Here is an 18,219-nt window from a genome sequence, read left to right as displayed (position 1 = left end):
GGCGCCGGCAGCGAACGGGGTGTTGCATGGCGCAACACCTGACCAGGTCAAAGCTATGCGCCCGGCATAGCTCGGTGGTGTGGCCCACACCACCCGACCAGGATCCGACACCGGTACCGGCAGTGAGCTGGGTGTTGCGGCCCGCAACACACGACCAGGTCCAAGCTATGCGCCCGGCATAGCTCTGGTGATGCGGCCCGCATCACCTCAGCAAGTGGTGTGGCCCACAACACCTGGCCAGGTCGGAGCTATGTGGGCCACATAGATCTGTTGATGCGGCCCACACCACCCGGCCAACGGCCCGCATAGATCGGTAGTGCACCCCAGCCAGGACCCGACATCGGTGCCGGCCGCCGGCCAAGTGATGTGGCCCACATCACCCGACTAGATCAAAGCTATGCGCCCGGCATAGCTCGAGTGATGCGGCCCGCATCACCCCTTCTATATATAGAGGCAGCTACCGCAACAAATCCCCTTCCGTCAGACAATCTATTTCTTGCTGCACCCATAACAGCCGAATTGCAGCATGGGCACGTCACTCCTCTCCCCAAGGAAAAACTGCACCATGGTTGACACCTACCGGCTAAACATCGGCTCACTGCGCAGCGATGTGAAGCTCACCCTTCACACGCACCACGCCGCCAGGATTTGGATGGGACGACAGAAGTCCGATCTCAAACCCGGCATCATCGGATTGTCGGGCTTCTGCAACGTGGTCAACAAAATGGCCCGCGGCGCACAACAGGATGACCCCTATTCAGATTGGTGGCTGATCCTCCTAGAGGAAAAGATCGGCGAATCCAAGGAGTCGCTGAAAGTCATTGAAGAGCGCCTGGACTCGGCGATGGCCAGTTTGCCGGCTGCGATCAGCATCAGCGAAAACCTCTCGATTCAACCTGTCAGCCTTCCTCTATATATCTCCAATCCCATCGGATTCCAGGCGGTCTACTTGCTGACCGCCTATGACGAGATCGTTCGTCGCATCTTGCTGGCCCAGCACGTGGGGCTCGTCGGGCGCCGCGATATGGAAGCCTGGATTGACGAGGGCGCGTCCGTGCTACGCAAGCTGTTTGCACTGGCCCAGAACTATCGTTTCTCCGGTGCCGCTCGTGATGACTTCGCCGCGAACAATGCCAAGGCTGAAGCAGCCCGCAAGATGTACGAGCGCCACGACGAGCTGCCCCAGGACATCTTGGAAGGCACCCGCCGGTCGAACTTCGCCCCTCCCATCATTCGCGGCCAGCAGCAAACCGAAGTGGAAGACCACTTCGATGACGCTGGCGAGGAGTGATGGGCGTGGGCCAGTCCAACACCGACGATGGAGTGCTGCAACAGGCTCCCTTCCGACCACTGCAACAGGAAGCCTTCCAGCGCCTGCAACAGGCGGCCTCACTAAAAGGCCTTTTAAAGCCTTTTAAAGGTAAGGGGGAGCTGACCCAGTTTGCCGAGCTATGTCGAGAGCAGGAGTCGGGGCTGAAAGCGTTTGCCCAGGAAGTGCTGGTCCAGGCCCGGCGATATCCCTTCACCCGCGTGCCCGTTCGACTGACCGAGCAAAACACTCAAGCCGGCACCCAGTTCCTCAGGTGGCAACAGGTCACGGACCGCCGGATGGGCGTCGGTGTCTGGGCGGAGATGATGAGCTCTTCAAGAACACCCGAATCGCTGCTGCATGACCTCTACGCCATGGAACTGCAGCGCATCACCCTGAACATGCAAATGAGCTTGCTGCACTCAATCGCCAAACAGGCCTTCGAGTGCGCAGAAAAGATGGGCCAGGCAGAGGCCGTGTACATGAGCCGCCTGCAGCAGCACACCAACCAATCGCAACACCAATAACCTCGGAGACTACTCATGGGTACGCCTGTACAAGGCTGGGAAGGCAACATCGGCACCGCACCGGAATTCAAGGAGTTCCCGAACGGCAACAAGGACCCACGTCGACTCTTGCGGATCAACGTCTACTTCGACAACTCGATCCCGGACGGTAAAGGCGGCTACGAGGACCGTGGCGGCTTCTGGGCAAACGTGGAATGGTGGCACAAGGACGCGGAACACTACTCGAAACTGTTTCAGAAAGGCATGCGCGTGCTGGTCAGCGGTCGTGCGGTTATGGACCGTTGGGATAACAGCGAAGGCGAGTTTGAAGCACTGAAGATCCAGGCCAGCCGTGTAGGCATGCTCCCGCATCGCGTAAACATGGTGGACTTGTCACCTGCGCAAAGTCAGAACTCGCAGCAGACTCGCAGCCCCCAGTCGAAGCCGCAATCACAGCCTCAGTCGCAGCCAGCACCTGGGCCGGACGAGTATCCAGACCCGGACGTCCCGTTCTAGCGAAAAATTCGGCCCATTCGTGAGGCTGTCGGTGCTGGGGGAGGCGGTTCACCGTCTCCCCCAACTTCATTCAGAAACTGCTTAAAGTCGGAGTCTCAGATGAACAATGATCAGAGGGACGTAAACAGGTTCGTTATCGTGGGCGCGAAGCATCCAGTTGTGGGTCCCATCTTCTGGTGTTACTGCGATGAAAGCGACGTCAACGCCCCGAACTACTACGGTCTGACAACGTCCCCAGAGCATGCGGCACGTATTCCTGCGGGATGGAGAAATGACAGAAATTTGAGCAGAGGGAGTGGTTACAGAGATCTATATGCCTTTGAAGGCTATCGTTTCCTCAACACGCTGCTGGATGAGTCCAGGCTCGATAGTGAGTACCGAACCGACTTTGACGATAAGGACCAATTCGTTGTAGATCTGACAGGTTCCCTTGAGGAGCTTCGTTTGCAAAGCGGCCAATCTGCCGAGGACTTCATTCGCTGGATCTGGACGGCTGAGTGGCTGGATGAACCGGCCGTTTGCATCACCGACTGAGGAACCTTTTACTCTTGGAAAAAATCGCGCTGCTCGTGTAGTTTTTGGATGAATTTACCCTTTTATCGACAATCTATGGCTCTGGAATTCCATTTTTTGCAGTGATGCAGAAAAATCGCCCAATCGTGACACTGCTGTTTTATTGATCTGTTCAGCGGGGAACTCGACCAATGGAGCAAACATCAATGCCTTCGAAGCCAGTGGACAGGCGTCAGTTCAATAACCCCCACGCTGCCGTGCACACTGCCGGTGCCGCCGCCGCCCGGAAAGGGCTACGGGTGTGCAGTTGCCCTTATCATCACCCTGCTATGCGTGCGTCGTGGCTAAAGGGCTTTGCCCAGGCACAGCAGCTGACGCTTGACCTCTAGCCGCTGAAAGCCCTCCTCTCGGGTTGACCATTTCCCATTGAAGCTCCACCCGCGCAGCAGCGAGAGTCCCTCTCTGAACAATCGAGAGGGGACACCCCATGAAGCTGATGATCATCGAGGCACCTGGTAAGCTGAAGAAGCTCCAGCCGATGATGAAGAAACTGCGACCGGGCGAGGACTGGCAAGTGATCGCCAGTGGTGGGCACATTCGTGATCTCCCGGCCAAAGGCCAGGACGACACCATGATCACAACCGGCGTGCGCAAGAACTACACAGCGGTCTATGAGATCCTGGACAAGAGCGCCAGATCGGTTCGAGCGATCAAAGCTGCTGCCAAGCAAGCCACCGAGATTTATCTGGCCACCGACCCGGATCGCGAAGGTGAAAGCATTAGTTGGCACTTGCAACAGGTACTGGGTCTCACGGACTACAAGCGCATCACCTTCAACGAAATCACGATGAAGCGCGTTCAGGAGGCCCTGGCGAATCCTCGGAAAATTGACCTGAACAGGGTCGCCTCACAGGAATGCCGACGAATTCTGGACCGCCTGGTGGGCTATCTGGTGACCCAGGAACTCCGTCGCCTGATGGGCAAACCAACTTCTGCCGGGCGCGTGCAATCGCCTGCCGTGTACCTGGTGGTGCTTCGCGAGCGCGAGATCCGCAACTTCCAAGTGATCAACCACTTCGGCGTCCGCTTGTACTTCGCGGATCCACACAGTGGCAAAACCTGGTACGCCGAATGGCAACCGGTACCGGATTTTGCGACCAGAGACCATCCCTACGTCCAGGACGGCAACCTAGCCCAACTCGTGACGGGGACACGCAATGTCGGGGTCGAAGCCTGTGAAGACCGTAAGGCCGAGAGCCACCCACCGCCCCCGTTTATCTCATCGACACTGCAACAAGCGGCCAGCAACGCCTTGAAGTGGGACCCGGACAAGACAATGCAAGTCGCTCAGCGCCTTTACGAACAAGGTGTCATCACTTACCACCGGACAGACAACCCCAACGTTCCAGATGAAGCCATGGAAGATATTCGCAATGTGGCCAACGCCCTGCGACTGAAGGCAGTTGATGAACGACGCACCTTCAAGGCTGCCGAAGGCGCCCAGGAAGGCCACCCGGCGATCACCCCAACTTACTGGGCCGAAGAGTCAGCCGGAGAGGATGCTGACGAACGTGCGCTGTACAAACTGATCCGTATCCGCGCGCTGGCCAGCCAGCTTGAAGCCGCGATCTACGACGTTCGTACTGCAAGACTGATTGCCGTCGGCCCTGGCGGCAAGCCGCTGCGCTTCACCGCAACAGGCAAAACGCTCTGCTACCCCGGCTGGCAGAAACTGCTCCAGGGAGACGACACCGACGATGAAGAGGAGTCCGAGGCAGACAACCCGGTTCCCTCACTCTCTCCTAGACAGATCCTGTCGGTGCACAACAGCGAATTGCAGAAGAAGAAAACCAAGCCACCGGCGCGCTACACCAAGGCCAGTCTCATCAAAGAAATGGAGCGCCGCGGCATCGGGCGTCCCAGCACCTTCGCCTCGATTATGAAGAACATCACCAGCAAAGGCCTGATCGAGGAGAAAAGCCGCAAGCTGGTGCCCGCCCCCTTGGGTGAAGAGACGATCGCCAAGCTTGAAGGGATCTTCAGTTTCGTGGAGCTGGACTTCACACGAGAACTGGAACGCGACTTGGACAAGATCGCCCAGGGGCAGGACACCTACGGTGCCGTAGTCGCCCGGATGCACCGCCGTCTGGAAGACGAACTATCGAAACAGCGCGGCATGCCCAGCGTCCCAATGGCATCGGTGCCCAGGGCTGCCCAGACGGGTGCAACGTTCAACTGCGGCAAGTGCGGTCAGCCCCTGGCGAGACGGCAAAAGAAAGGGGACGGCGGTTATGACTTCTGGGGTTGTAGCGCATACAAAGCGAGTGGATGCCAGATCAGCTACCCCACGCTGAATGGCAAGCCCGACTTCAACAAACCACGGGGGTTGTGAGTCACAACAGGGGCAGGCAATCGTTCCGCCCCTTCTTGCACGGTGTGAAATTCACCCTCTCTCCAATGTGTATTTGCCATAGCTCCCATCACCTCTGACGACCGACAGTGCTGCCCGTCGACAGAGGAGATGATGCGTGGCGACTGCGCTGGAAACACCGACAACCAATCAACCGTTGCTTGATCCAACCCTCCAGTTCTACTCCGAGCGGCAGCTTGCCGTCGCGGGCACCTGGGCCGACCACTTCGAATTGCATGAGCAAGATCGGGCACCATTCATTCGGCACTACCTGCGCTCCACCTCAACAACCCGTTGTTGGTGCGTTGCCCTGGGCAAAGCTGATGATCAGATACGTCCAGCTCTTGCCCGTTTGGGTAACCGACTTCAACTCTTCGATGGCCAATCGATCTGGACAAGCGGCATCAGCGATAGCACCCGCATCTCACTGACCGAACCCACCCAGGCCGCCGCAGCCAAATTGATTTCCCGCTTCAGGCCCGGTAGCGGAGAGGCGATTCTGACTTCGTTCAGCAAGGATGCACGGGACTTGGCGCTGATGATGTCTACTGCCGATCTCGGCAAATACCAGCGCAAATACCACATCCACCCTATTGGCCGAAACAATCGCTATTTCGGGACTCGAAACAGGTTCTACCTGACTCAGATCGGCGGTGCGTTGAAACGCTTTTGCCGGTATCTCGACCAAGAGTTGTTATTCGCCGTCCGTTCGGCAAGCTGTCCATCAGCCCAGCTTTACAACTGGTTGGCTGATGGGGATCGTCAACGCCGACTTCAGGCGCTGAAGGCACAACCAGTATTGATTCCGTTACTGGTTCTCGCAGAATCGACTCCATGGCCAAGCTGTGACGTCGCCCCCTGGTCTGAGCTGAGTGCCTGTGAACCAGATATCTCCGAAGAGGGCATATTTGGCGTAGGTGGGGAGACAATACTGGGCGTCGCGGCTGACGCTGGGTTGCCTCTCAACGAGGTGATTGCCTGGCTGTTCGGAGTACCGCAATCGTCTATCCGCTACCTGGGAAGGCAACGCCCGTTCCACGCCGGCAGCGCACTGACCCACTTTCAGCGTGAAGGGAAAGACACCGGCTGGAACGCGCTGCTGTCCGGTGCGGCCCTGGGAAACCGTCGACCTTCGACCAAACCGCAATGGAAATCGTTTTTTTCAACCTGGAGCAAGCTGCCGTGGCAAATCACGCAGCGCGTCTCCAACCTAAATCATCTGTTCACGGGTTGCCCGACGGACTGGAATGATCCCACCTGGCCTCATATCGCAGCGCGCTTATCCGATCTCCAGGACTTGTTCAATCCTCTCTCAGAGTCCGAGTTTCCGGAAAGCGAACATGCGAAAAACCTCCTGCAAGCTTTCGTGTCCCGAAGCTCATATCACCAGGTCGGCCGGCTCGTAGATGATTTCCACCAAGCTCTGAATGATATCCGCGAGCAAATGGACAGGGAGTTGGGGGCTCGCAAGGAATCCGATGAGCACACCCGCTGGCCAACGTTTCTCGTTACCGACACACCTATCGATTGCCCAAACGGACTACAGATCGTCGAACTCACCTGCCCAGCCGATCTGTGGGCAGAACACTGTGCACTGGACCACTGTGTCGACACCTACGACTACCGCGCCTATCACGGCAGCTGTCGCCTGCTTTCCGTTCGGCACAACGGTAAGTCCTTGGCCACAGCCGAGGTGGTCTATGAGCCCCAGCATTCAGCATCAACGCCACTCCAGCGTATACCCCGTCATCTGGTGACACAGCAACTACGGGGTTTTCAGAACGACCTACCCGCTCAGCACTCGCCAGAGCAGAAGGCCTACGATTGGTTCTGGCTCCGGGTTAAGACAGAAACCATTGCCGTGAACCTTGATTGGCTGGACATGACCAGGACCATGCCACGCTTTGGCGATAACGGTTACAAGTCCCGACATGCTCAAGCGGTCGTCCAGTGGATCGTTCAGCGCTTGGATAACGCATGAGCCGGCCGCGTCTCATGAATCGGCCGCCCGCCCTACTCGGCAGAGCAGTGTTCGACGGCTATGACTTTGGCTTGCAACTCCAGTTCGTCGAAGGGGCAAACCGCCTACTCCTGGAGCGGGAAGGATTCTACATACGGCGCTCGGAACATCCCCTCCACCGCTACTGGCGCCTACCCAAAGGCAAGTTGCTGGAAGACCTGAATCTGGTCTTTCACCGCCTGATGGAACTGAGCGAAAGTCGATTCAGTGAGAGCTGGCAGACCTTCTGCGATAAACTGGAGGCTGCACAACGCGCGCCCGAGCGACAAGCTTTTACCTGGGGCCTGGTCTTCCGGATCGCCCCGCTCGCCCAAGGCGGAGTGCTGCTGTCAGGCGACTATCACCCTGGAGTGGTGGCAGTCTCCAGGCGGATGCGAGGGGTTTTCCTCGGGCAGTCCCGCTCCTGGCGTATCGACGCCAGCGCCGAGCTGCTGCGCAGCAACCTGATACTTGAAATGGGTCTGTCAGAGGATCAATTCGAGATCCTCGATACCGTCCAGGAACTGCTGACCGATGGATCTGTCGTTCCCGCCGAAACCATCACTCGCATCAGCCTCGGCGGCCCGCCTCAGGAACGCGCAGCACTGCTAGTCGACGATGACGTATCGACTGACATCTACCTCGCCGCCGTACCCTCGATAGAACGAACCGAATTCACCGCCGAGCATATTGCTCAAGCCCTGGTCGGCTACTCGCTTCTGGACCATCAGCCAGCAGGCATCCAGCACTTGCTACAGCGCACCAGTGCCCTGCTTGCGGATGATATGGGGCTTGGGAAAACACGCCAGGCCATTATCGCTGCCGCCATCCGCGCCGCTGAACGTCCCATCCTGGTCATTACCCTGTCGACGCTGATCATCAACTGGCAACGCGAGATCCAGATGGTGTATCCGCAGGCCCGTATTGGCCTGCAGGCCTTCGACCCTGCCGCGCAATGGGTCATCACCAACTATGAACGCCTGGGTGATTTTGTCCTGCAGGCGGCCCATTTCAACGTGATGATCATCGACGAGGCCCATCGGCTGAAGGAACCGACCGCCGCGTGGACACGCCACGGCTTCGACATTGCCGCCAAGGTTTCCAACCGCTACCTGCTGACCGGCACCCCGGTGCTCAACCGTGAATCTGAGCTGCATACTCTGTTGCGCTTATCCGGCCACCCTGTTGGTCAGTTGCCGCTCAAGGAGTTCTGCGAACAGTTCGCCGGCAACCAGGACTTTCGCAAAAACTTGCGCGAGGCGATCGGCGACTGGATGCTGCGCCGGCGCAAGGATGTACTGCCCGGGCTGAAGGGGAAGCAGCGGCAGACCCTGTCGGTCGAGCTCTCCGTCGAGGAGCGTAAGGAATATGATCGGATTCGCCTTGAAGACAGGCCCAGCCTGGCCAGACTGGGCTCACTGCGTCAATTGCTGGAGCAAGTGAAAGTCCGGATCGTGATGGAGCTGGTTTCCGAGCTCGACATCGAGGACAAGGTGATTCTGTTCTGCGAGTTCAAGGACACGGTCGGGACTTTACGTGCTCAGTGCGAAGAGGCCGGCTATGGCTGCGTAACCGTCATAGGGAGTGACTCCGTCACGAAACGGCAGAAAGCGATCGACAAATTCCAAGGAGATCCCGATACCAGAGTCTTCGCCGCAACGACATCCGCCGCCGGTACCGGCAACAATCTGACGGCGGCAAACTACGTCATGTTCCTCGGGTTGCCCTGGACGCCTGGCATGCAGGACCAAGCCGAAGATCGAGCATATCGTAACGGCCAGCTTCGATTGGTCGTTGTGAAAATCCCTCTCGTGGAGAACACCATTGACCAGATGCTGTGGCAGATGCTGCTCGACAAGCGACAGATAACGCAGGACTTGATTGAGCCTGACGCCGCTGCTGCGAACAGGGCAGAGCTTACTGCCTGCCTGTAGTCAGAACATCCAGGTAACCAGTGTTACGCGATTGGTCGTTCCAACTGGTTGTTCGCCGGCTCCCAGCGCAGCGGCGAGCGCGCGGCGGCGCTGATGAGTCTGATCCAGTCGGCCAAGGTCAACGGGCATGATCCGTATGCCTATCTCAAGGACTTGCTGGAACGGCTGCCGACGCAGAAGATGAGCCAGATCGGGGAGTTGTTGCCGCATAACTGGGTGCCGTTGCGCAAGCTGTGATCACCGGCGGCTTACGAAGCGGTGGAGAAGTTGCCGAGAGCTCAGCGCAGAATGACCGGCCTGCTATCGATCCTGGAGGCCAAGATCGACAGCTTGGCCGTCAGGTAACAGTTGTATCGATCAACGCCCTTTGGGCGGGGTTGGAGGGTTCGTGGGGCTTTCACCCTGGCTGGTCGGCTGGTATCCGGCCCCAGGCTCGGGGCGATTGAACGGCACATTCTCTACGGGCTGATATCCTTTGTGGAGCGGCTGAGGCTGATACCCTTCGTTCCCTGTGACCTGCTTCGGATCAGTCATATTACTACCCTCAATATTGGCATTGGCGAAACTCAATGTGAGCTATCTCAGAACCGCTGACAAGTAGACCTGCGCTGGATTCTACAGCACGGGTCAGCGCACCATCCTCAACTATCCATTCTTGCTCAAGGTAAATCTGCTCTAGCGCTGGGGTGCTTGATGCGAACGAGCGAGTCCCATAAAGCCCACCAAGCGTACGTCCCCCTTTGAGATGCACGATGATCCAGTAGGGTTTGCGCTGCTGAAAGACGAAATCCCAAGGTTTGGCAGTGGGGTGAGGAGCATTCTTCTGAAAGACCTGCCACGATCTCATCCACTTCCACACCACCGCCCAGATTACAGGGCCTACCAGCAGCACCATTACATAGAACATTCCGTAGAGTAATGGGTGAACCGCTCGCAGCGCGCTCGCTTCAACCGCAAAAATCAACCACAGGAAAAGTGCGTAATTGATGCAACTGTAGGCGATGGCATCGACGACCTGATCCGCCGCATTGCGCACTACTCCCGGATGGAAGAGCTGATAGCACTTGATGCTGATGAAGCCTGGTATGACGAATGTGATGAACAGAAACAGTTTGTCGGTTTGCCAAATATCCATTTTTACCCCGGTAGCGGCTGTCGATATCGCGATAGTGTGCCATCAATCGGCATCCCATCGTATCAGCCACATAACTCGCCCCACCCCTGCCACACACCCGGTGACTCACTGGCAACTGAGTTGATCCGCCCAGTTGTTCGCACACCATGACCAGAAGGAAAAGACGTGTTGCCCAGACGGTTACAGAACGGCGCCATAAAATGATCCCAAGCTGAAGAATCTATTTCCTACTGCGTCATGGCACCTTGCCTGCCAACGTGACCCCATCATCAAAGGGGGCCTCTCGGCACATGATCAGGCACTTCACCACACTCTCCCTGCTCGCGCTTGTCGCCAGCTGCACAACCCAGACAGCGCCGGCGCCCAAGCCAGCGTTCGATAGCAGCCGCAATCCGGACATGCTTGCGCCGGACCTCTACCCGAGCGGCGCCGTTCCTGAGAAGGAGCCCGTCGTTCGCTATGGCCGATACACCCTGGTCAGCACCCTGCCCGACTCTGGCCAGCGCGACCTCATGGCCCAGATCATCGACGTGAACATTCCGGCCAACATGCACCCGAATGTTCGCGACGCCATGCAGTACGTCGTGGATCGCTCGGGCTACTCGCTGTGCTCTCCAGATACCGACCACGTCAATATCCTGTACACCCGACCACTGCCGGCAGCGCAGTACAAGCTCGGCCCCATGACCTTGCGCAACACCCTACAGGTGCTGGCCGGCCCAGCCTGGCAGGTGAAGGTCGATGAAGTGAATCGTCAGGTCTGCTATGTCCTGCGCCCAGGCTATCAACTGCCAGAGTCGCCTCGTGTTGCCACCGCCCTCGTGGCCAAACAGAACGCGGAAATGTCGGTAGGATCGAGGGCAGTTACCCAGGCCCCCCCAGTAAGCAAGGACCTGGCTGCCAGTTCAATCACCAGCGGAGCAGTCACCGTAGCAGCGGTACCGGCACAACCAGCCATCACAGCATCTCCAGCCCCTGTTTCGACTGTGCCCCCGATCTCCGGAGCAATGTCCCACCCCGTCACCACCCCAGTGGTACCCGCCAAGGATGGCCCTACATCGCAGAGCAAACCGGCGACAGCAGTCGCCCAAGCGGCTCCCGCGGCAAAACCGCTCGCTGCGCCGATATCCGTATCAACAGTCGCCGCTGTCGCGCGCCCTGAACCAGCCCACCCTGTGCGCGCCCCTGAACCAGCCCCTCAACTCATGAGCTGGACTGCGCCAGTTGGCAGCACCCTGCATCAGACCATCGCGGACTGGTGCAAACGAGCCGGGTGGCAATTGATCTGGCCTCAGGAAGACCTTGATTACCCAATCGAGGCATCCCTGAGCTTCAAAGGCACCTTTGCTGAAGCGATCGCCCAGATTTTTCCGCTGTACGACGGTGCGCCTCGCAGCTTCATCGTCGATGGCAATTCAAGCTCCAGCTCAAGCCAGCGGATCCTTTACGTGACAGAGAGGAAATAGTGATGAAGTCGTTCTTCAGGATGAGCGGTGTAGCCATCACATTGCTGCTCTGCACCAGTTGCTCGCTCCAGCGGGTGAATGAATCATCTCAACGGGCCGAGCAAACCGGCGCCGAAGCCGCCGGCTACGCGGCCATCGCCCACAATCAGCAGCCGGAGCCAAAACGTGAGACGGTGATCTTCAGCGACAAGCCCTGGGTTTCTACCCAGCCTGTCGTTGCCAAGCAGGGCTTACCCGCAGCGCTCGACTGCGAACGCGCTTTCAGGCCTGGCGGCAGCGTAACCATCAATGACGTGGCGCAGTTCATAAGCAACGAGTGTGGTCTTCCTGTGTTGGTGTCCCCTGATGCGGTCAACCCCGGGTTGAACGCCATGACTACTGGGGCCAGCCAACAACAGGGAACTGCCGTCGTCTCCACACCGAACCCTGCTAACTCCGAAAGTCTTGCCGGTCTCTTTCCAGCCGGCTTGACGCCTGGTCCGAGCCAACTGGGAGGAGCAAATTCCCGTGGCATGGATCTGTCGGGATTCTCCATGCCAACCACCGTCAGCGGCATCAAGTTCAATGGTCGAATTTCGGCGCTGCTGGACCTCGTGACCTCCCGCCTGGGTCTTTCCTGGCACTACTCACGCATCGAGCGTGCTGTTCGCGTCAACTACTTCGAAACCAAGACGTTCGACATTTACGCCTTCGGTGACAGGCAGGAAATCGAGAGCACTGTGAAATCGGGCATGACCACCACCACAGGCACCGGATCGAGCAGCAACAGTGGTTCAAGCTCCAACTCTGGGGCCAGTGGAGAATCGGGCAGTAATCAAAGTACCAAGGTCACGCTGAACACCTCGATCCTCAACGATATCCAGAATAACGTTCGTTCGATGCTCAGCCAGTCTCCACCAGGAAGACTGTACCTGGCCCCATCGACCGGAACCCTTACGGTCACAGACCGGCCGGACGTATTGGCTCGCGTTGAGGCCTACTTGAACAAGACCAATAAAGAAATCACCCGCCAGGTACTGTTCAACGTGAAGGTGTTCGAGGTCACCTTGACGGACCAGGATCAGCTTGGCCTGAACTGGTCGGCGGTCTACAAATCGCTCTCCAACAAGTGGGGCTTCACCCTCAACAACACCGCGTCGGGCATCAGCAGCAATGCCGTGTCCGGTTCAGTCGGGATCGTTGACTCATCCAAATCGGCCTGGGCCGGCTCGACGGCCATCATCCAGGCATTGTCAGAGCAAGGTCGCGTTTCCAACGTCCGCTCGCCTTCGGTGACAACGCTCAACCTGCAGCCGGCCCCGCTGCAGATAGGCAACGTCCAAGGCTACATCCCTTCAAGCTCGACCACGACCACACCCACCGTCGGCTCAAGTACAAGCCTGAACGCTGCCACCATCACTTCAGGATTCAACATGACACTGCTTCCACGGATAACCGGGGACGACGATCTGTTGGTCATGATCTCGATCAACATGAGCTCCAAACCCACCTTTCAGCTTTTCACCAGTAACGGATCCAGCGCACAAGTTCCCGACTTCGATGCGAAGAGCCTGAGCCCCAAGGTCAAGCTCCGCAGTGGCCAGACGCTGATCCTTTCCGGCTTCGACGAATTGAGCGAAGACGCCACCAAGAGCGGCGTTGAAAACCCTGGCTTCTTTGGTCTCGGTGGCTCACAGGTTCGCACCTCGACGCACACCGTCCTGGTTGTTCTGATCACACCGATCCTGTTGGGCCAGGCTGTGAATGACGAAGTCTTCAGTCGAATCGCCACATCGTCGCCAGCGATCACGGCGTGGGTCGCGTAAGCCATGGCGATTACGTCCCCCCCCGCCAAGCTGACGAAGGTCCAGGTCCTGTCGTACCACGGCAACTCGTTTGTCATCGGCTTGCTGTGGCATCCCTTGGGCAGTCTGACCGGCTACATGCGCGAGGCCCGCCAGTTCGGGCGAGTAGAGAAGATGGACATCGTGGCCATAAGGGCCACCCAATCGGTCATACAGGCGGGTTTCGTATCCCACAGTGCCGGTGCCGTCAAAGGCATGTACTCGCTCGCCTCGACGCTCGCCGGCCAACTGGGCGACTCTTGGATCGCGGCGTGGCGGGTATCGCGTGAAGAGGATCGATACGCTCTGGTCGCGGTCGATCAGGGCGCCGTTCTTCCAGGTTGCGACCAGGTTGGTACCACTGCAGACATCCAACGCAAAGTCGCCCAGCTGCTCAGCAGCTCGATCGTGTTCAAAGATACCTATCTGCCTCCGGAGTTCGGTCGCGGTGGCGACGCCTTTGATGTTGAATCACTGCTCCAGCCGCGGAATCTCCGCCGAGAGTATCGACTACGCCCCCTTGCTTTCGGGTTATCCCGGGGCGAGCTGATTCGCCTATCGTTGACAGGGGCACTGATCGTCGGAGCTCTAATCGGCTGGCAACAATGGGAAGCGCACAAAGCGCGCCTGGACCGGGAAGCCGCCATTGCCCTTCAAAAGCAGCGCCAGGCCGAGCTCGAAGCGCTGAATGCACGCTCCAATCAGCAACAAACGCTGCAGGCGCTGGAACATCCCTGGGCTAAAAGACCCGGCATCGCGAGCTTCATCTTGGGGTGCAACGGCGCCATTGATCGCATTCCCCTGAGTATCTCGGGCTGGACCTTCACCTCGGCCCAGTGTGATGGCGACCTTGTCTCTGCCACGTTCAAACGCACAGGCAACAGCACCGCCAAAGGGTTCATCACAGCTACTCGCGGTCACTTCGCTGATGAACCAGCGTTCTTCGACGGCGGTAACAGCGCCGCATTGAAAATCAGCCTCAAACTGGATCTCACCGGTGACGAGCCGTTGCTGGAAGCAAGCGAAGCACTCGCACTCACGACCTCCTGGTTGCACGGCCAAGGTCTGGAGCCAACGCTAAAAGAGCTGCCAGTGCAGGCACCAGCGCCTGCGGCTCTACCAGGCGGTAAAGCGCCTCCGGCACCACCTCTCCCGACGTGGAAGCATTTCGAACTGCAATTCAGCAGCTCAATGCCTCCCGCCATTGTCCTGCAAAACGCACCAGCTGCAGGGCTTCGGTTACGCGAAATCAAGACCCAACTGCAGAGCGACCTTAAGAGCAACCATCTGACCTGGTCGGTGACTGGAGACCTCTATGCAAACTAAATACTTGTTCCTACCAGCGCTGTTGGCCATCGCCTGTTTGTCGGAGATGAGCCTGGCATCAGAAAGCCCCACTCCTACATCGACTTCCTCCGGTATCAGCGTAGGCGAGCTCTCAGCAGTGCAAAGCGAGACCTTTTTGTACAAGGCACAGGGCGAACGAGCCAGGGCCATCCGATCCATCGATGGAGATAGCCCGCAGAGCACTGGATCGCCAGCCTCAGCCTATCAGACACGCCCGCCCGAATCGCCTCAGCTTGGTTCTGGCTCAGGGGACCAGTTGCCTGTAGTGAAGCTGGTGTCAGGTTCAAGCCGAGCTCTGCGTGCAACGTTGCTTTACAGCGGCGGTTACGAGGTTGACGCACAGCGCAGTGGCCAGGAGCTGCCCGGTGGCTACCGGGTGGAAAGCATCAGTCTGGACAGTGTGGTCCTCTCTCGTGCTGGGAAACGCTATCCACTCGGTTTCTCCTCCAGAGCGCCATCGGCCAGCTTTGAGTCAGGTCGCATGCCTGTTTCAGGACTACCTGGAGCAGGAATCCCAATGGGGCAACCGTCTCCTGTCACCCTTTCCGGACAAAATTGAGGCACCTTCATCATGACACCCCTGTCACAGCATCAGATCGTGCCGGCACAACCGACAGCGCAGCGCCTGGCACTGGCAGCCCCGGAGAATCCGGCAATCAACCAGGAACTAATCGCCGACTTTCCCATTGCCATTGGACGAGTCCTGACAGCCGTCGGTGAAGTCTGGGAGATCAAGCCTGAGCTGCGTCAACTCTGCGCATTGACTGACGATGGAAACCTGTACGTCTCCGGCCAGCACCTCACGGACCACTATGTGATGGCGTTCATGGACCGTCTTGAACGGGCCGATGTCAACTTCGAAGTAAAACGGTCGAGCATGAGTGAGATCCTCGCGATCTACCAAGCGCAGTCAATGGACGATGACTCTCCGACCTCAGCCTCCAGTAGCACCCAGCGACAGCAGGAAGTGATAGCCCTAATGGGCCGCGCTCACAAAGCTGGTGCAAGTGATATTCACTTCGTTGTTGGCCATGAGATCACTCGCATTGCCTTCCGAGTGCACGGCCTGCTCACCAATGCCGGCGAAATCCCCAGCTCCAAGGGGATCGAACTCTGCTCGGCGCTTTATAACAGCATGTGCGATGTGCGCAAGGATCACTACCAGCCGGAGGTCAGCCAGGACGCACGCGTGAGCCGTAAGTTCGTCGAGCAACTAGGCCTGTTCGGCGCCCGGGTTTCCACTCGGCCACTGGTCGATGGACCACTGATGGTGTTGAGACTTCTATCCGACGATAAGTCTAAACAGACAATGGAGGAGCTGGGCTTCTTACCCGTTCAGACTGGGCAAATCCGGCGTTTGTGTCGTCTGCCCTACGGCGTCAACTTCATCACCGGTCCAACCGGTTCCGGCAAGTCAAAAACGCTGCAGGTCAACATCAACCTGCTGTCCAAGGAGACCCGTGGCACCCGACACATCCTGACAGTCGAGGATCCGCCCGAGTATCCATTGCTGGCCAACCAATCGCCCAAAAGCCCCGAGGAGACCTGGGAGCAGGCCATTGCCAACTCCGTGCGCCTGGATCCAGACATCCTTATGTACGGCGAAGTACGTGACCTGGCTTCCTGTATCGCAGCTGTCTCCGGCGGACTGACCGGGCACCTGGTGCTGTCGACATTACACACAAACAACGCCGTCGCCTCGATCCAGCGCTTGATCGATATGGGGATGGATATCAGCCTCGTCACGGACCCGGCGCTGCTGACCGGCATAGTGAATCAGTCGCTTCTTCCCGTGCTGTGCGAACACTGCCGCAAGCCGGCGAAGGACCACCTGGACGAACTGGACTCGGACCTGTTGGCTCGCCTGTATTTGCTGACAAACCTCGAAGAGATCTATCTGCAGGGCGACGGCTGCAAGCACTGTCGCATGCTCGGTGTCACGACTCGAACCGTGGTGGCCGAGGTGCTGGTCAGCACTCACGGCTTCATGAAAGTCTTCAACGAACAAGGTGCCAGTGAAGCCCGCAATTACTGGGTCCAGCAGATGGGAGGCATCACAAAGACAGCCCACACATTAATCAAAGTCAGGGCCGGTCTCATCGATCCACGCATGGCAGAAACCATCGTAGGCCCTCTCGACTTTGATCATTACATCCTGGAGCAGAAACATGCTGGCTAGCATCGTTGACTACTGGTCGATGCTGTCCGAGCTCTGGTACAGCAAGCAGTTCGGCGGCAAGGAGCGTATCCAGTTCTTCGAGAGCATGGTCGCTCTGCTGGAAAACGGTGTAGGCATCAATGACGGTTTGGTCGAAGTAGCGAAAGCCTACAGCGATGAAGGCAAGAACCCGAATCACCCGATCGCGTTAGCCTGCTCGTCAATGAGTTTAAGTGTCAGTAACGGTAAGAAATTGGCCGATACCTGCCAGGCTTGGATGCCCTATCAAGAGGTCGCCATCATCGCCGCCGGAGAGAAGTCAGGCAACCTGGTACAGGCGTTTTCCGAATGTGTCCGCATCATCGAGGTCAGGCAGAAAATCACTTCACTGGTCCTTTCCTCAACACTCTATCCGTCGCTGCTTTGGGCATTGATGGCCTACCTGCTACACGTGATCGCGACCAGGATGGTTCCGGCAATGGCCCGCAGGTCGGATCCCGAGTCTTGGACCGGCATTCCCTCCCTGCTGTATTCAATGTCTACATTCGTCAACAACTGGGGGCTGGTTACGCTGATCGGCTTCGTACTGTTCGTTGTTACCTCGATAGTGACCCTACCTTACTTCTGCGGGCCAATACGTGTGCAGCTGGAGCGCTTCCCTCCGTGGTCAATCTACAAGGCCCTACACGGCTCCACGTTCCTTCTGAATATCGCCGTGATGCTGCGCTCGAACGTCAATCAGATCGAAGCCCTGGACGCCCTGAAGCTCAATGCCAAACCCTGGCTGCGTGAACGTTTGGCCGCTGCGCGTTACGGCGTCCGGATGGGCAAGAACTTTGGCATGGCATTGAAACTGGCCGGACATGACTTCCCAGACAAACAGGCGGTGCAGTTTCTCTGCGTCCTCGCCACGCGAAAGGGGTTCTCAGAGTCGATCCACCGCTTCAGTAACCGGTGGCTCGATAACTCACTCAAGAACGTCGAGCGTTACTCCAAGGGCCTGCTGATCCTCTCTTCAATGGCCATAGGTGTGCTGATGATCCTGGTGTTGATCGGGACATACAGCATGCAAGCCGACGTCACCAACACGATCCAACGCTGAT

Annotated in this window: 15 protein-coding genes and 1 pseudogene; 15 read left to right on the top strand and 1 reads right to left on the bottom strand. The window is 58.0% G+C overall.

Translation table 11 applies throughout. The features are described from left to right. The first annotated feature begins 565 nt into the window (after nucleotides 1–565). From HX866_RS03680 to HX866_RS03640, 9 genes and pseudogenes are all read left to right on the top strand, one after another. Nucleotides 566–1,291 carry a PFL_4669 family integrating conjugative element protein gene (locus HX866_RS03680; protein ID WP_177138059.1) on the top strand — a complete coding sequence of 242 codons (726 nt, stop codon included), beginning with the start codon at nucleotides 566–568 and terminating at the stop codon, nucleotides 1,289–1,291. Continuing rightward, a complete protein-coding gene (locus tag HX866_RS03675) occupies nucleotides 1,291–1,836 on the top strand; it encodes a DUF3158 family protein (protein WP_177138058.1) in 546 nt (181 codons plus the stop codon). The genes HX866_RS03680 and HX866_RS03675 overlap by 1 nt, the downstream gene beginning before the upstream one ends. Before the next feature lie 15 nt (nucleotides 1,837–1,851). Next, nucleotides 1,852–2,331 (top strand): single-stranded DNA-binding protein, encoded by a 480-nt coding sequence (locus tag HX866_RS03670; protein ID WP_177138057.1) that lies wholly within the window; start codon nucleotides 1,852–1,854, stop codon nucleotides 2,329–2,331. A 99-nt stretch (nucleotides 2,332–2,430) separates the two neighbouring features. Beyond that, nucleotides 2,431–2,865, top strand: coding sequence for a hypothetical protein (locus HX866_RS03665; protein WP_177138056.1), 435 nt, complete (start codon nucleotides 2,431–2,433; stop codon nucleotides 2,863–2,865). 170 nt (nucleotides 2,866–3,035) lie between these two features. Continuing rightward, nucleotides 3,036–3,233, top strand: a complete 198-nt coding sequence (locus HX866_RS03660; RefSeq protein ID WP_371319211.1) for a CrpP family ICE-associated protein — start codon at nucleotides 3,036–3,038, stop codon at nucleotides 3,231–3,233. 98 nt (nucleotides 3,234–3,331) lie between these two features. Continuing rightward, nucleotides 3,332–5,236 carry a type I DNA topoisomerase gene (gene topA, locus HX866_RS03655; protein WP_177138054.1) on the top strand — a complete coding sequence of 635 codons (1,905 nt, stop codon included), beginning with the start codon at nucleotides 3,332–3,334 and terminating at the stop codon, nucleotides 5,234–5,236. Nucleotides 5,237–5,372: 136 nt separating this feature from the next. Then, nucleotides 5,373–7,235 (top strand): hypothetical protein, encoded by a 1,863-nt coding sequence (locus HX866_RS03650; RefSeq protein WP_371319210.1) that lies wholly within the window; start codon nucleotides 5,373–5,375, stop codon nucleotides 7,233–7,235. Then, nucleotides 7,232–9,187 carry a DEAD/DEAH box helicase gene (locus HX866_RS03645; RefSeq protein WP_177138053.1) on the top strand — a complete coding sequence of 652 codons (1,956 nt, stop codon included), beginning with the start codon at nucleotides 7,232–7,234 and terminating at the stop codon, nucleotides 9,185–9,187. Before HX866_RS03650 ends, HX866_RS03645 begins: the two co-directional genes overlap by 4 nt. A gap of 24 nt (nucleotides 9,188–9,211) precedes the next feature. Then, nucleotides 9,212–9,424: pseudogene (locus HX866_RS03640) on the top strand (transposase domain-containing protein); the annotation flags it as partial. Nucleotides 9,425–9,731: 307 nt separating this feature from the next. Here the strand turns inward: HX866_RS03640 and HX866_RS03635 are convergent. Then, complete coding sequence (locus tag HX866_RS03635; RefSeq protein ID WP_177138052.1) at nucleotides 9,732–10,322, bottom strand: DUF6338 family protein; 591 nt, start codon at nucleotides 10,320–10,322, stop codon at nucleotides 9,732–9,734. Nucleotides 10,323–10,612: 290 nt separating this feature from the next. Between HX866_RS03635 and pilL2 the strand changes: the two genes are divergently transcribed. Genes pilL2 through HX866_RS03605 form a run of 6 tightly spaced genes read left to right on the top strand, consistent with a single transcriptional unit; the run spans nucleotide 10,613 to nucleotide 18,218 of the window. Further along, nucleotides 10,613–11,788, top strand: a complete 1,176-nt coding sequence (gene pilL2, locus HX866_RS03630) for a PFGI-1 class ICE element type IV pilus protein PilL2 (RefSeq protein ID WP_177138051.1) — start codon at nucleotides 10,613–10,615, stop codon at nucleotides 11,786–11,788. Then, entirely contained in the window at nucleotides 11,788–13,593 is a 1,806-nt protein-coding gene (pilN, locus tag HX866_RS03625; RefSeq protein ID WP_371319209.1) for a PilN family type IVB pilus formation outer membrane protein, read from the top strand. Before pilL2 ends, pilN begins: the two co-directional genes overlap by 1 nt. A 3-nt stretch (nucleotides 13,594–13,596) precedes the next feature. Then, entirely contained in the window at nucleotides 13,597–14,937 is a 1,341-nt protein-coding gene (gene pilO2 / locus HX866_RS03620; RefSeq protein ID WP_177138048.1) for a type 4b pilus protein PilO2, read from the top strand. Further along, nucleotides 14,927–15,517, top strand: a complete 591-nt coding sequence (gene pilP, locus HX866_RS03615) for a type IV pilus biogenesis protein PilP (RefSeq protein ID WP_371319208.1) — start codon at nucleotides 14,927–14,929, stop codon at nucleotides 15,515–15,517. Before pilO2 ends, pilP begins: the two co-directional genes overlap by 11 nt. Before the next feature lie 12 nt (nucleotides 15,518–15,529). Beyond that, nucleotides 15,530–17,137, top strand: a complete 1,608-nt coding sequence (locus HX866_RS03610) for a GspE/PulE family protein (protein ID WP_177138046.1) — start codon at nucleotides 15,530–15,532, stop codon at nucleotides 17,135–17,137. Further along, nucleotides 17,127–18,218, top strand: coding sequence for a type II secretion system F family protein (locus HX866_RS03605; protein WP_177138044.1), 1,092 nt, complete (start codon nucleotides 17,127–17,129; stop codon nucleotides 18,216–18,218). Before HX866_RS03610 ends, HX866_RS03605 begins: the two co-directional genes overlap by 11 nt. The last annotated feature ends 1 nt before the right edge of the window (nucleotide 18,219 follow it).

This window comes from Pseudomonas gingeri (genome assembly GCF_013386165.1).
In the GTDB taxonomy this organism is placed as follows: Bacteria; Pseudomonadota; Gammaproteobacteria; order Pseudomonadales; family Pseudomonadaceae; genus Aquipseudomonas; species Aquipseudomonas gingeri_C.
Note: the sequence above shows the minus strand (reverse complement) of the source record. Positions and strands in the feature narration are given on the sequence as shown.